General features: G+C 71.1%; 11 protein-coding genes. 4 read left to right on the top strand and 7 right to left on the bottom strand.

Annotated elements, in window-relative coordinates:
* Nucleotides 1-130: 130 nt before the first annotated feature.
* Nucleotides 131-766, bottom strand: coding sequence for a TetR/AcrR family transcriptional regulator (locus tag ACIRB1_RS19425; RefSeq protein WP_352180302.1), 636 nt, complete (start codon nt 764-766; stop codon nt 131-133).
* A gap of 186 nt (nt 767-952) precedes the next feature.
* Here ACIRB1_RS19425 and ACIRB1_RS19430 point away from each other — a divergent pair, with 186 nt between their 5' ends.
* From ACIRB1_RS19430 to atzF, 4 genes are all read left to right on the top strand, one after another.
* The gene (locus ACIRB1_RS19430; protein WP_352180301.1) at nt 953-1,777 is read left to right on the top strand and encodes an urea amidolyase associated protein UAAP1; all 825 of its coding nucleotides are present in this window, start codon (nt 953-955) and stop codon (nt 1,775-1,777) included.
* Nucleotides 1,774-2,391 carry an urea amidolyase associated protein UAAP2 gene (locus ACIRB1_RS19435; protein ID WP_352180300.1) on the top strand — a complete coding sequence of 206 codons (618 nt, stop codon included), beginning with the start codon at nt 1,774-1,776 and terminating at the stop codon, nt 2,389-2,391. Before ACIRB1_RS19430 ends, ACIRB1_RS19435 begins: the two co-directional genes overlap by 4 nt.
* Nucleotides 2,388-5,897: a 5-oxoprolinase/urea amidolyase family protein gene (locus ACIRB1_RS19440; protein ID WP_403466353.1), complete on the top strand. Its 3,510-nt coding sequence runs from the start codon at nt 2,388-2,390 to the stop codon at nt 5,895-5,897. The genes ACIRB1_RS19435 and ACIRB1_RS19440 overlap by 4 nt, the downstream gene beginning before the upstream one ends.
* Before the next feature lie 157 nt (nt 5,898-6,054).
* Nucleotides 6,055-7,707: an allophanate hydrolase gene (atzF, locus tag ACIRB1_RS19445; protein WP_403466354.1), complete on the top strand. Its 1,653-nt coding sequence runs from the start codon at nt 6,055-6,057 to the stop codon at nt 7,705-7,707.
* Between the two features lie 78 nt (nt 7,708-7,785).
* On the opposite strand, the gene ACIRB1_RS19450 is transcribed toward atzF, so the two are convergent.
* The 6 genes from ACIRB1_RS19450 to ACIRB1_RS19475 form a co-directional block, all read right to left on the bottom strand.
* Nucleotides 7,786-10,650, bottom strand: a complete 2,865-nt coding sequence (locus ACIRB1_RS19450) for a DEAD/DEAH box helicase (RefSeq protein ID WP_352180297.1) — start codon at nt 10,648-10,650, stop codon at nt 7,786-7,788.
* 140 nt (nt 10,651-10,790) lie between these two features.
* Nucleotides 10,791-11,753: a twin-arginine translocase subunit TatC gene (gene tatC, locus ACIRB1_RS19455; protein ID WP_352180296.1), complete on the bottom strand. Its 963-nt coding sequence runs from the start codon at nt 11,751-11,753 to the stop codon at nt 10,791-10,793.
* Nucleotides 11,754-11,801: 48 nt separating this feature from the next.
* Nucleotides 11,802-12,083 (bottom strand): Sec-independent protein translocase subunit TatA, encoded by a 282-nt coding sequence (gene tatA, locus ACIRB1_RS19460; RefSeq protein ID WP_355906538.1) that lies wholly within the window; start codon nt 12,081-12,083, stop codon nt 11,802-11,804.
* Nucleotides 12,084-12,342: 259 nt separating this feature from the next.
* Entirely contained in the window at nt 12,343-12,537 is a 195-nt protein-coding gene (locus ACIRB1_RS19465; protein WP_352180294.1) for a hypothetical protein, read from the bottom strand.
* Between the two features lie 19 nt (nt 12,538-12,556).
* Nucleotides 12,557-12,817, bottom strand: coding sequence for a hypothetical protein (locus tag ACIRB1_RS19470; RefSeq protein WP_352180530.1), 261 nt, complete (start codon nt 12,815-12,817; stop codon nt 12,557-12,559).
* 128 nt (nt 12,818-12,945) lie between these two features.
* Entirely contained in the window at nt 12,946-13,962 is a 1,017-nt protein-coding gene (locus ACIRB1_RS19475; protein WP_352180293.1) for a WYL domain-containing protein, read from the bottom strand.
* Nucleotides 13,963-13,965: the final 3 nt, after the last annotated feature.

The raw sequence follows: 13,965 nt of genomic DNA on the forward strand, positions 1-13,965 counted from the left end.
CTGAAAAGGGACACGGAAGGGGAGTACCCTCACCCCATTTACACGCTGTGGCTTCATTCGCACACAGCGAGTGATGGCGAACAGGGGCACGAAAATCACTCACCGTAACGAGTGAAGCCGCCGTTCCGGCTCAGACTCCGGCGATGCGCAGCGCGGCGTCGGCCGTGGCCTCGGCGAAGGCGGAGACCGGCCGCTCGGGGTCGGAGCGGTGGACGAGGATGACACCCTCGATCAGCCCGAACACCAGATCCGTACGAAGCTCCAACTCGCTCTTGGCGAGCACCCCGCCCGCAGCGGTCGCGGCGAGCAACTGCCGGTAGGCGTCCTTGAGTTCCGCGCGCACGGCATGAAAGCCGGCGAACCGCTCGGCGCGCACTTCGGGCAGCAGATACAGCCCGCCGAGGTTGTGCGGACCACCGCACAGCAGCTCGACGTCGGTGCGGCACAGCTCCCACAGCCTGCCCTCGGCCGGGGTGGCGTCGTCCGCGAGGAGTTCGCGCGCGCAGGCCAGCGAGGGTGTGACCGTGGACTCCAGGAGGTCCGCGAGCAGCTCCTCCTTGCCGGAGACGTAGTGGTACATGGAGGCCTGCCGCATGCCCGCACGCTCGGCGACGGCCCGGGTGGTGGTGGCCGCGTAGCCGCGCGTGGTGAACAACTCGGCCGCGGCGGCGAGGAGTTCGGCGCGCGGCGTCAGCCCGCTGTCCGGCCGCTGGTCGGCCCGCGGCCTGCCTACCCTACGGCCGCCCTGCGCATCCGGTGTCCCCATGCGTTCGATCCTCGCACACGGCCCCGCACGGCGAACGCCCGCCGAACCGCCGGTGATCTTCGTGAGGGCTCGGTAACCGAGCGGCAACACCCGGGCAACCCCGGCGACCCGCCCGCCTCCTAATTTCTGTCGGGCGACAGAAATGCCGTACGACCGAGACGTCCCCCCAGCCGGAGGTCCCCCGCGATGGCGACAGCGACCACTTACGGAGCCCGCGACCACGCCCGCGCCCAGCAGGGCAGCCGGGCCGAGGCGATGCCCGTCGTCCCGGCCGGCGACTGGCCGGACCCGCCCTGCGCGGCGGGCCACCTGGTCTGGGCCGAGACCGTCGCGGGCGGCAACTACACCCACCGCGTCCTCGCCCGGGGCACCGAACTCCGCCTGACCGACCTGCGCGGCGACGCCTGCGCCCACCTGCTCCTGTACGCGGCCGACCGCCCGTGGGAGCGCCTCAACGTCGCCGACACGGTCAAGGTCCAGTGGAACGCCTACCTCGGCGAGGGCCGGCTCCTCCTCTCCGACCAGGGCCGCGTCCTCGCCTCCCTGATCGCCGACACCTCCGGCCGCCACGACGCGCTGTGCGGCACCTCCACCCTGGCCCGCAACACCGAGCGCTACGGCGACGGCACCCCGCAGTCCGACTCCCCCGCCGGACGGGAGCTGTTCAAGCTCGCCGCCGCCAAGAACGGCCTGGAACCACGGGACCTGCCGCCCTCGCTCTCCTTCTTCCAGGGCGTCGAGATCCGCGACGACGGCTCCCTCGACTTCACCGGCTCGACCGGCCCCGGCGGCAGTGTGACCCTGCGCGCCGAACAGGACGTGACGGTGCTGCTCGCGAACGTCCCGCACCCGGCCGACCCGCGCGACGACTACGTCAACTCCCCGCTGGAGGTGCTGGCTTGGCGCGCCGAGGCGACCAAGCCGGGCGACCCGCTGTGGGACGCCACCCCCGAAGGCCGCCGCGCCTTCCTCAACACCGCCGAATTCCTCGCCGCGAGGGGGCTCGCATGAGCACGACCGTCGTTCCCGCCCGGGCCGCCTGGTCCGCCGTCGTCCGCGCCGGCGAGACCCTCACGATCACCGACCTGCACGGCAACCAGGCCGTCGACTTCCTCGTCTACGACGCCCACGACACATCGGTTCGCTACAGCGCCCCCGACACCATCCAGGCGCAGGGCAACCTCTTCCTGACCACCGGCAGCGTGCTGATGTCCAACGAGCACACCCCGCTGATGACGGTCACCGCCGACGAGGTCGGCCGGCACGACACCGTCGGCGGCGCCTGCTCCAAGGAGTCCAACACCCTGCGCTACGGCCATCACACGTGGTCGCAGCACGCGTGCGTGGACAACTTCCTCGCCGAGGGCGCCAAGTACGGCCTCGGAAAGAGGGACGTGGTCTCCAACATCAACTGGTACATGAACGTGCCGGTCGAGAAGGACGGCACCCTCGGCATCGTCGACGGCCTCTCCGCCCCGGGCCTCAAGTTGACCCTGCGCGCCGAACGCGACGTCCTCGTCCTGGTCTCCAACTGCCCCCAGATCAACAACCCGTGCAACGGCTTCGAGCCGACGGCGGTCGCCATGACGATCGTCGGGACCGCCTCCCAGGGGGATGCCGGATGACCTTCGACACGCTGCTGATCGCCAACCGCGGCGAGATCGCCGTCCGCATCATCCGCACGGCCCGCGAACTCGGCCTGCGCACGGTCGCCGTGTACTCCGACGCCGACCGCGCCGCACCCCATGTACGCCTCGCCGACGAAGCGGTACGGCTCGGCCCGGCCCCCGCCAAGGAGTCGTACCTGGACGCCGATCTGGTCCTCAAGGCGGCCAAGGACACCGGCGCGGGCGCGATCCACCCCGGCTACGGCTTCCTCTCCGAGGACGCGGCCTTCGCCCGGCGCTGCGAGGACGCCGGAATCGTCTTCGTGGGCCCGACTCCCGCACAGCTGGACCTGTTCGGCGCGAAGCACACGGCACGCGCGGCGGCCGAAGCGGCGGGTGTCCGACTGGCTCCCGGCACGGGCTTGTTGGCGGACCTGGACGAAGCACTCGCTCAAGCGGCCCTCATCGGCTACCCCGTCATGCTCAAGGCGACCGGCGGAGGCGGCGGCATCGGCATGTCGGCCTGCCACTCCCCCGCCGAACTCACCGAGGCCTGGGACCGGGTGCAGCGCGTCGCCGCCGCCTCCTTCTCCTCGGCCGGCGTCTTCCTGGAACGTCTCGTCGAACACGCCCGCCATGTCGAGATACAGGTCTTCGGCGACGGCGAGGGCAGGGTCGTCACCTTCGGCGACCGCGACTGCTCCCTCCAGCGCCGCAACCAGAAGGTCCTCGAGGAGGCCCCCGCACCGGACCTCCCCGACCGCATCCGCATCCAACTCGCCACATCGGCGCGCGAGTTGTGCGCATCCGTCGGCTACCGCTCGGCCGGAACCGTCGAGTTCGTCTACGACGCCACCCGCCAGGAGGCGTACTTCCTGGAGGTCAACACCCGCCTCCAGGTGGAACATCCGGTCACCGAGGAGATCTACGGCGTCGACCTGGTCGCCTGGATGCTGCGGCTGGCCCGGGGCGAGTCCGACGTCGTCCGCAACCCCGGCACCCCGCGCGGCCACGCCGTCGAGGCCCGCGTCTACGCCGAGGACCCGTCCCGTGAACACCGGCCCAGCGCGGGCCTGTTGACCCGGGTCGCGTTCCCGGACGGCGTGCGGGTCGACGGCTGGGTGGAGACCGGTACCGAGGTGACGACGTCGTACGACCCGATGCTCGCGAAGGTCATCGCGTACGGCTCGGACCGCGCCGAAGCGCTCCGACGGCTCGACGAGGCACTGGCCCGCACCCGCGTGGACGGCATCGAGACAAACCTCGGCCTGGTCCAAGCGGCCCTGGCGGAACCGGACTTCAGGGAGGCCACCCACTCCACGGCGACCCTGGCCACCGTCACGGACCCCACGCCCCGCATCGAGATCGTCTCCGGCGGCACCCTCACCACGGTCCAGGACTGGCCCGGCCGCACCGGCTACTGGCAGGTCGGCGTACCCCCGTGCGGCCCGATGGACGACCTCTCCTTCCGCCTCGGCAACCGCGCGCTCGGCAACGAGGAAGGCACTCCCGGTCTCGAATGCACGCTCCAGGGACCGACGTTGAGGTTCACCCACGCCACCACGGTGTGCGTGACGGGCGCCCCGGCACGGGTGACGGTGGACGGCACGCCCCTTGCTCAGTGGGAGCCGGTGACGGTGCCCGCCGGATCGGTCCTGGAGATCGGCGCCCCCGCCGAACACGGCCTGCGCACCTACGTGCTGGTCGCGGGCGGCCTGGACGTGCCCGCCTTCCTCGGCAGCGCGAGCACCTTCACGCTGGGCCGGTTCGGCGGGCACGGCGGCCGGGCGCTGCGCACCGGTGACGTCCTGCACGGCGGCACGGTCGCCGAGGGCACGCCGGTGCCGCCCGCCGACCGCCCGGTGTTCGGCGCGGTGTGGGACGTGGCGGCGGCCGAAGGCCCGCACGCGGCACCGGAGTTCTTCACCGAGGACGACATCCGCGACTTCTACGCGGCCGACTGGAAGGTGCACTTCAACTCGGCGCGCACAGGCGTCCGCCTGGTCGGCCCGAAGCCCCGCTGGGCCCGCACCGACGGCGGCGAGGCGGGCCTGCACCCGTCCAACATCCACGACACCCCCTACTCGGTCGGCGCCGTCGACTACACGGGCGACATGCCGGTCCTCCTCGGCCCCGACGGCCCGTCTCTCGGCGGCTTCGTCTGCCCGGCGACGGTCATCAGCCAGGAGCGCTGGAAACTGGGCCAGTTCAGGCCCGGCGACACGGTGCGCTTCGTCCCGGTGAACGTCGACGGCTCGCCCCGCCCCGACATCGTGGACGGCGGCATCCTGGCGAGGGACGGAGACGTCACCTTCCGCCGCAGCGGCGACGACAACCTCCTCGTCGAATTCGGCCCCATGCAACTGGACCTCGCCCAGCGCATGCGGGTCCACGCGTTGATGGAGGCGGTGGCGGAGGCCGGCTTCGAGGGCGTCACGGACCTGACCCCAGGCATCCGCTCCCTCCAGATCCAGACGGACCCGACCCGCCTCCCGCAGCCCCAACTCCTCGCCGCCGTCCGGAAAATAGCGGCAGCGCTCCCGCCCACGGATCAACTGATCGTCCCTTCCCGCACGGTCCACCTCCCCCTCTCCTGGGACGACCCCGCCACCCGCGAGGCCATCGCCCGCTACATGGCCGGCGTCCGCGACGACGCCCCCTGGTGCCCCTGGAACATCGAGTTCATCCGCCGCGTCAACGGCCTCGACTCGGTCCAGGACGTCTACGCCACGGTCTTCGACGCGGAGTACCTCGTACTGGGCCTGGGAGACGTCTACTTGGGCGCGCCGGTGGCAACCCCGCTGGACCCCCGCCACCGTCTGGTCACCACCAAATACAACCCGGCCCGCACATGGACCGCCGAGAACTCGGTCGGCATCGGCGGCGCGTACCTGTGCATCTACGGCATGGAGGGCCCCGGCGGCTACCAGTTCGTGGGCCGGACGACCCAGGTCTGGTCGGGCTGGCAGCAGCGCGGAGGGTTCGAACCCGGCTCGCCCTGGCTGCTGCGCTTCTTCGACCGCATCAAGTGGTATCCGGTGGAACCGGACGAACTCCTCGAACTCCGCGCCGACATCACCTCAGGCCGCTTCGTCCCCCGCATCGAGGAGGGCACGTTCTCGCTCGCCGAATACGAGGCCTTTCTCACCGAACACGCCGACTCCATAGCGGAGTTCAGGTCCCGCCAGCAGACCGCGTTCGGCGCGGAACGTGACGCCTGGGAAGCGGCGGGCGAGTTCACCCGAGCGGAGGCGGCGGCAGCCCCGGCTCCCCCGCAGGCCCAGGTGACGGTACCCGCCGGGGGCCGACTGGTGGAGGCCGAGTTCGCCGCGTCCGTCTGGCAGTTGAACGTGGAGCCCGGCGACGAGGTCACGGCGGGCCAACCCCTGCTGGCCCTGGAGGCGATGAAGATGGAGTCCAGGGTGCATGCCCCGATGGCGGGCGTGGTGACGGAGATCCTGGCCAGGCCCGGAGACCAGGTGGAGGCGGGCACGGCACTGCTGGTCCTGGCACCGGCGAGCTGACCCCCCGGGTCTTGAGCCGGGCCACCGAGCCCGCGTACGGAATCCCACGGCACTGCTCGCCCTCGCCTCCACCTCGCCGGCTGAACCCGGCCACCGAGCCCGGAAGCCACCCCGGTCACCGCCCCCGCCGCCACCCCAACCGCAAGGAGCACCAGAGATGTCGACCACCGTGTCCCGAGTCCGTGCCGCCTACGCCCGCATCGAGGCGGTGAACCGCCCGGAGATCTGGATCGGCCTGCGCCCGCAGGCGGAGGTCGAGCAGGAGGCTCGGACGCTGGACGACCGACTGGCGGCAGGCGAACAACTCCCCCTCGCAGGGCGCCTGTTCGCGGCCAAGGGCAACATAGACGTCCACGGCCTCCCGACCACGGCGGGCTGCCCGGCCTACGCCTACACCCCGGAGGCGGACGCCCCGGTGGTGGCCCGGCTCCGCGCGGCCGGCGCGATCGTGCTCGGCACCACGAACCTCGACCAGTTCGCCACGGGCCTGGTCGGCACCCGCTCCCCGTACGGCGCGGTCCGCAACGCCCACGACCCGGAACGGATCAGCGGCGGCTCCAGCGCGGGTTCGGCGGTGGCCGTGGCCCTGGGCATCGTCGACTTCGCCCTCGGCACCGACACGGCGGGCTCCGGCCGGGTCCCCGCCGCCTTCAACGGCATCGTCGGCCTGAAGCCCACCCGGGGCCTGGTCCCCACGGCGGGTGTGGTCCCGGCCTGCGCCTCGATCGACTGCGTGACGGTCTTCGCTCACACCCTCCCCGAGGCCGAACAGGCCCTCACCTTCATGACCTCCCCGCCGACCCGTGCCCTCCCGTCCCTCCCCCAGCGCACCCCGGGCCCCTGGCGCATAGCGGTCCCCCCGCGCGACCAGCTCGGCGAACTGGACGAGGGCTGGGCGGACGCCTACGAGGAGGCGGTCACCCGCCTGTCCCGGGCAGGGGCGGAGATCCGCACCCTGGACCTCACCCCGTTCACCGAAGCGGCGGCGATGCTCTACCAGGGAGCGTTCGTCGCCGAGCGGTACACAGCGGTGGGGGCATTCATCGACAAGGCGATCGCCTCGGGCACCGAGGGCCTGGACCCCACGGTCGCCGGCATCATCACCGGAGCCCGGGACATCCCGGCCCACCAGCTGTACGCGGACGAGGAACGCCTGGCCGCGCTCCGCACCCGCGCCCTCTCCGAACTGGCGGACGCGGACGCCCTGTTGCTCCCGACCACCCCGGGCCACCCCACCCTGGCCGAGGTGGCCGCCGACCCGCTGGGCGCCAACGCCCGCCTGGGCCGCTTCACCAACTCGACGAACCTCTTCGACCTGGCGGCGGTGGCCGTCCCGTCGGGCGAGGTTAACGGGCTGCCCTTCGGCGTGATGCTGATCGGCCCGGCGTTCACGGACGACCGCCTGGCGCGCATAGCCCGCGACCTGGACCCCACGGTGCAACTCGCAGTCGTAGGAGCCCACTTGACGGGCCAGCCGCTGAACCCCCAGCTCCTGTCCCTGGGCGCCCGTCTGGACCGCACGACCACGACGGCCCCGGTCTACCGCTTGCACGCCCTGACAACAACTCCGCCCAAGCCGGGTTTGGTTCATGTCGGCGAGGGAGGGGCGGAGATCGAGGCGGAGATCTGGCGCCTGCCGGCCGAGGGCCTGGGCAGACTGCTGGCCGCGCTCCCCCGCCCCATGACCCTGGGCAGCTTGCACCTCTCGGACGGCACCAGCGTCCCGGGCTTCCTCTGCGAGCCGGCGGCGCTGGCGGACGCGGGGGACATCACCGGGTACGGCGGCTGGCGAAACTACGTGCGCTCGTGAGTGACCTGGGGAGCACCCCCTAGGGGCGCGGGGAACTGCGCGACCAGCCACAGCGGCCCCGCCCCCACCGACGAACCCTCACCCCACCGACGAGTAGGCCACAACCCCGCGCAGCAACAACTCCACAGCCTTGCGCGCGTTCTTGGCCACGGTGGACGACGCCTCGCCCCCGGTAACCGGCGCCGCGGCCGAAATCTGCCCCAGCACATCGATCACCTGCTTGCACCACCGCACAAAGTCCCCGGCCGGCATCTCGACCTCCCGAAGGACCTCGTCCAACCCCTTCCCGCTGGCCCACATGTACGCGGCCCAGGCGAATCCGAGATCAGGCTCCCGCTGCCCGACCCCCTCGGTCTGGGTGATCCGGAAGTCCTCCTCAAGGGCATCGAGCCGCCCCCAGATCCGCACCATCTCCCCGAGTGCGGCCTTGGCCTTGCCCGACGGCACCTTGGGGGTCGCCGCATCGTCGCTGACCCGCGCCTCGAACACCAACGCCGAGACACAGGCGGCCAGTTCCGCGGGGGCGAGCCCCTCCCAGACACCCTCGCGCAGACACTCACTGGCGAGCAGATCGAGCTCGCCGTACAGCCGGGCCAGCCGCTTGCCGTGCTCGGTGACCTCGTCGCCGCGCAGATAGTCCAGCTCGGTGAGCAGCGCGACGATCCGGTCGAAGGTGCGGGCGATCGTGTTGGTCCGCCCCTCGATGCGCCGCTCCAGCTGCGTGGTGTCCCGCTGGAGCCGGTGGTACCGCTCGGCCCATCGCGCGTGGTCCTCACGGTCGCTGCACCCGTGACACGGATGCGCCCGGATCGCCGTACGCAACTGCGCGATCTCCCGGTCGTCCGCGGCCTGCGAGCGCTGCTTGCGGGCCCGCTCCGGCGGGATGTGCCCGGCCTTGGTGCGCAGCGCGGACGCGAGGTCCCGACGGGACTGCGGGGAACGGGGGTTGAAGGACTTCGGGATGCGCATCCGGTCCAACGCCTCGACCGGGACGGGGAAGTCGATCGACGCGAGCCGCTTGACCTGCCGCTCGGCGGTCAGGACCAGCGGGCGCGGCCCGTCGTGCTGCTCGAAGCCGCGATGGCCGTTGGACCGCCCGGCGGGCAGTCCCGGGTCCAGCACCAGTGCCAGACCCGCGTACTTGCCGGTCGGGACATGGATGACGTCTCCCGGCTTGAGCTTCTCCAGCGCCACCGCGGCTTCGGCGCGCCGCAGTGCCACGCCCTGCCGGGCCAGCTCGGTCTCGCGGTCCTTGAGCTCGCGGCGCAGCCGCATGTAGTCGTCGAAGTCGCCCAGGTGGCAGGTCATGGAGTCCTTGTAGCCCTCCAGGCCCTCCTCGTTGCGCTGCACCTGCCGGGAGATCCCGACGACCGACCGGTCCGCCTGGAACTGCGCGAAGGACGTCTCCAGCAGCTCCCGCGACCGGTGCCGCCCGAACTGCTCGACGAGGTTGACCGCCATGTTGTACGACGGCTTGAAGCTGGAGCGGAGCGGGTACGTGCGCGTGCCGGCCAGTCCCGCGAGGTGCTCGGGGCTGATCCCGCGCTGCCACAGCACGACGGCGTGGCCCTCGATGTCGATGCCGCGACGGCCTGCCCGGCCGGTCAGCTGGGTGTACTCGCCGGGGGTGATGTCGGCGTGCTGCTCGCCGTTCCACTTGACGAGCTTCTCCAACACCACCGACCGCGCGGGCATGTTGATGCCGAGCGCCAGGGTCTCGGTGGCGAAGACGGCCTTCACGAGCCCGCGCAGGAACAGCTCCTCCACGACCTCCTTGAACGTCGGCAGCATGCCCGCGTGGTGGGCCGCGATACCGCGCTCCAGGCCTTCCAGCCACTCGTAGTACCCGAGGACATGGAGGTCCTCGGACGGGATGGACGCGGTGCGCTCCTCGACGAGGGCGCGCACCTTCTCCCGCGCCTCGTCGTCGTTGAGCCGCAGCCCGGCGTACAGACACTGCTGTACGGCGGCCTCGCAGGCGGCGCGGCTGAAGATGAAGGTGATGGCGGGCAGCAGGCCTTCGTTGTCCAGCCGCTCGATGACCTCGGGGCGTCCGGGGGTCCACACCCGGGAGCGCTGCCGCCGCTCGCGCTCGCGGTCGGCCTCGCGCATGGCACGGCCGCGTCTGCGGTCCTGGTACGAGGGGCGCTGGGCCTCCATGCGGGCGAGGCGGGTGAGATCGGGGTTGACCGCCTTCTTGTTGCCCTCGCCCTCCTCGAAGAGGTCGTACATCCGGCGTCCGGCGAGCACGTGCTGGAACAGCGGCACGGGCCGGTGCTCGGAGACGATCACCTCGGTGTCGCCGCGGACGGTGTCGAGCCAGTCGCCGAACTCTTCCGCGTTCGACACCGTCGCCGAGAGGGAGACCAGGGTCACCGACTCGGGGAGGTGGATGATCACCTCTTCCCAGACGGCACCCCGGAAGCGGTCGGAGAGGTAGTGCACCTCGTCCATGACCACATAGCCGAGGCCGAGGAGGGTCTGCGAACCGGCGTACAGCATGTTGCGCAGCACCTCGGTGGTCATGACGACCACCGGGGCTTCGGAGTTGACGCTGTTGTCGCCGGTGAGCAGGCCGACCTTGTCCGCGCCGTAACGGCGGCACAAATCGGCGTACTTCTGGTTCGACAGGGCCTTGATGGGGGTCGTGTAGAAGCACTTCTTGCCCTGCTGGAGGGCGAGGTGGACGGCGAACTCGCCGACGATCGTCTTGCCGGAGCCGGTGGGCGCCGCGACCAGCACGCCCTTCCCCGCTTCGAGCGCCTGGCAGGCCTCGATCTGGAAGGGGTCGAGACCGAAGTCGTACATCTCGCGGAAGTCCGCGAGCGCGGTGGCCTGCTCGGCTGCCCGCAGGCGGGCTGCCGCGTACCGCTCGGCCGGGGAGAGGTCCTCTGTCATCGTGCTTTCGAGCGTACCGGGCGCCACTGACAACAGGACGATCATTATCCGGATCGACCCCTGTGAATCATGGAATCCCCGCAGTTCAGGGCGTCACAACCGGTCCCGTACCCGGGATACGACGCACCCCCCGCGACCGGCTCGGGCCGGTGGCGGGGGGTGCGGAGGCAGTTCTCCTGCGGTGCTCAGGTCACGTCGTCGTAGCCGTTGACCCGGTCGGAACCGGTGCCGCTCGTCTGCTCGGGCAGGGCTGCCCGGCCGGCCGAGACGGGCTCGATCTCGCCGATGTCCTCGGGGGTGAGGTCCAGGTCCGAGGCCTCGTCGTCGGCCGGTCCCTCCGCCTCGCGACGGCGCTTGCGCCGGTCGTTGAGCAGGGAGAAGACGACCGCGCCGAAGTACAGCACCCAGATCGGGCCGGCCAGGGCCAGCATGGTCAGCGGGTCGGTGCTGGGAGTGGCCACGGCCGCGAAGACCGTGATGCCGAGGATCATCGCGCGCCACCAGCCGAGCATCCGCGTGCCGGTCAGCGCACCCGTGAGGTTGAGCATGATCAGCAGCAGCGGCAGCTCGAAGGAGAGGCCGAAGACCAGCACCATGCGCGTGACCAGGTCGAGCAGGTCGTCCAGCGGCAGCAGGTTGTTGACGTCCTTCGGCGTGAAGCCGATCAGGACCTTCGCCGTGGTGGGCAGCACCTTGTAGGCGAAGTAGGCGCCGCCGAGGAACAGCGGGACGCCGGTGCCGACGAAGGAGAGCGCGTACTTCTTCTCGTTCTTGTGCAGGCCCGGGGCGATGAAGCCCCAGAGCTGATACAGCCAGACCGGCGAGGCCAGTACGACACCGGCCATCAGGGACACCTTCAACGCCAGCGTGAACGGCGTCAGCAGACCGTTGATCGTGATCTGCGCGCACGTGTGCGTCTTGTCGCCGGCCTTCTGCAGCTCCTCGAACGTCGAGGCGCAGCCGACCGAGTCCAGCACCGGCTTGGTGATGATGTTGACGATGTCGTTGTAGAAGAAGGCGGCCACGCAGGTCACCACGATGATGGCGAGCATCGCCTTCGCGAGCCGGTTGCGCAGCTCGCGCAGATGGTCCGCGAGGGGCATCCGCCCCTCGGGGTCCTTCTCCTTCTTGCGGGCAGACTTAGGCAACCCACGTCCTCATCTCGTGCGGCAGGCCGAGGGGGTCCCGGCCCTGCGTCAGCGCTTGGTCGTGTCCGACGGCTCGGTGACCGGGCGCGAGCTGGTCACGTCACCGGGAGCGGCCTGGATGGTGCGCTGCACGGACTCGTCGGTGTTCGGCGGGCCGGCGGGGGCGGGCGTGCTGTTGCCCTCTTCCTTCATCGCCTTGGCTTCGCTCTTGAGGATGCGCGCGGACTTGCCGAGCGAGCGGGCCATGTCCGGAAGCTTCTTCGCGCCGAACAGGAGCACGATGACGACGAGGATGAGAATGATCTCGGGAGCTCCGAGCCTTCCGAACATAAGTCTTTACCTTCTCACCGAGGCGGCTGGGGTGGGGTGCTGTCCGATCGGTCGGACATGCGTCCGACCACCGTGCTACCAGCGATCGTAACGCTCAGGGGTAAACGTGAGGCAATCCCCGTGCGTACTCCCGGTCCGCGCTCCGGGCCTCGTTATCCGGACCGCGACCAGCAGCGTACCCGCCCCGACCGACAAGGTGACAGGGCAAAGTGACGCGAAGCGCATGAGGCGCGCAACTCACACCCAGCTCACACGTGACTCACAGTGCGTCGACGGAACGGGCCGTCGCCACCGCCGCGCGCTCCAGGTCCTCGGCCGCCCTGTTGATGCGCTGCGCGGCCTCCGTGACCTGCACTCCGAGCCGCCGCGCCTCCAGGAAGACCCGGACGGCGAGCACGCCGAGCACGGCGAGACCCAGGAAACCCACAGCTACCGCGAACATCGCCCAGAACATGGGGCGAGCCTAGACCTTGTCAGCCCACGGAGGTCAGCCGCAGGGTCCTGACCCCGCCGCCGGTGAGCAGTTCGACGATCCGCTCGCCCGCGGGCTTGCGGACCGCGGCACCGCAGTCGGGGCAGGTGAAGGAGTAGAAGGTGGTGCGGCTGGTGGCGCCGATGGCCAGGCGCAGGGCGCTCGCCGCCAGTTCGAAACTGCCCCGGCAGTCCGGGCAGCCCGCTCTGAACATCACGGGGACCACGCTCTTCATCCCGGCGAACGCGGTGGCCACCGTCATCTCCGGGCCACCGGAAACGCCCTCGGCACCGGAGACACCCGGGACACCAGTCGTCGTCGACTCGCTCACAGCCCCTGCTCCTCTTTCCTTTGGTCGTTCGCCTTCGGGGCGCCTTCAGCCGTTACGGCTCACTGCGGCCTCTCGTCGACACCGTGCACCGCGTCGACCACACCCTGCGGCCCGTCGTACGCCGCCAGTGCCTCGCGCGCGGCCCGGCGGGCGCTGTCGGCGAGGTCGCTCGGAGAGACGATCCGGCCGTCGCCACCCAGCCGCAGGGCCAGGCGTCTCAGGGACGTCGGGTCGGGGGTGCGCAAGGTAATACGCAGCCCGCCGTCGGGAAGCTCATCGGCACTGTCGTGCGGGTAGTACTCCGCGACCCAGCGCCCGCCCGGGCCGACCTCGACCACGACCTCGGGGTCCTCGGCGGCGGGCTGCACCAACGCCTCGGACAGGTCCCGCAGTTCGATCTCGGGGGGCGCGGACGGCTCGTCGAGGATCTTGATCTCGGCGACCCGGTCCAGGCGGAAGGTGCGGCGCGCCTCGGAGCGGCGGCACCAGGCCTCCACGTACGTGTGCCCGACGCTGACCAGGCGGATGGGGTCGATCTCGCGCTCGCTCAGCTCGTCCCGGGCGGGCGAGTAGTAGCGGATCCACAGCCGGCGGCGCTCCGAGATCGCCCGGTCGACGTCCGCGAAGACCCCGCCCTCGGACTCGAAGGTCACCGAGAGCCGCGCGCTGGCCCCGGCCGCCTCACCGGCCGCCGCCTCCAGCTTGGCGTTGGCCCGCAGCAGTGCCTGCCGGTCGCTCTCGCGCAGGCCCGGGAGGGTCGACACGGCACGGGCGGCCACCAGGAGCGCGGTCGCCTCGTCGGCGGCGAGCCGCAGCGGTTCGGCGACGTCGTCCGGGTTGTGCCACCAGATGCGGTCGCCGTCGGTGTCGATGTCGAGCAGGTCGCCGCCCCGGAAGCTGGTCCCGCACATGGGCAGCACATCGAGGTCGGACACCAGCTCGTCCTCGGTGATCCCGAAGGCGCGGGCGACGTCCTCGATGCGCGCTCCGGGACGCTCCTTCAGGTAGGTCACCAGGGAGAGCATCCGCCGGGTCTGGTCGATGGCGTTGACGGGCCTGACCGGTTTGCCTGCCACAGT

The sequence above is a fragment of the Streptomyces sp. NPDC096013 genome, assembly GCF_044763565.1.
GTDB lineage: Bacteria > Actinomycetota > Actinomycetes > Streptomycetales > Streptomycetaceae > Streptomyces.

What these genes read in the sequence shown, in the direction of transcription:
- ACIRB1_RS19440 (WP_403466353.1), top strand. Translation starts at nt 2,388, where the DNA reads ATGACCTTCGACACGCTGCTGATCGCCAACCGCGGCGAGATCGCCGTC.
- ACIRB1_RS19470 (WP_352180530.1), bottom strand. Translation starts at nt 12,817, where the DNA reads ATGACGGTGGCCACCGCGTTCGCCGGGATGAAGAGCGTGGTCCCCGTG.
- ACIRB1_RS19430 (WP_352180301.1), top strand. Translation starts at nt 953, where the DNA reads ATGGCGACAGCGACCACTTACGGAGCCCGCGACCACGCCCGCGCCCAG.
- ACIRB1_RS19450 (WP_352180297.1), bottom strand. Translation starts at nt 10,650, where the DNA reads ATGATCGTCCTGTTGTCAGTGGCGCCCGGTACGCTCGAAAGCACGATG.
- ACIRB1_RS19435 (WP_352180300.1), top strand. Translation starts at nt 1,774, where the DNA reads ATGAGCACGACCGTCGTTCCCGCCCGGGCCGCCTGGTCCGCCGTCGTC.
- atzF (WP_403466354.1), top strand. Translation starts at nt 6,055, where the DNA reads ATGTCGACCACCGTGTCCCGAGTCCGTGCCGCCTACGCCCGCATCGAG.
- ACIRB1_RS19425 (WP_352180302.1), bottom strand. Translation starts at nt 766, where the DNA reads ATGGGGACACCGGATGCGCAGGGCGGCCGTAGGGTAGGCAGGCCGCGG.
- tatA (WP_355906538.1), bottom strand. Translation starts at nt 12,083, where the DNA reads ATGTTCGGAAGGCTCGGAGCTCCCGAGATCATTCTCATCCTCGTCGTC.
- ACIRB1_RS19465 (WP_352180294.1), bottom strand. Translation starts at nt 12,537, where the DNA reads ATGTTCTGGGCGATGTTCGCGGTAGCTGTGGGTTTCCTGGGTCTCGCC.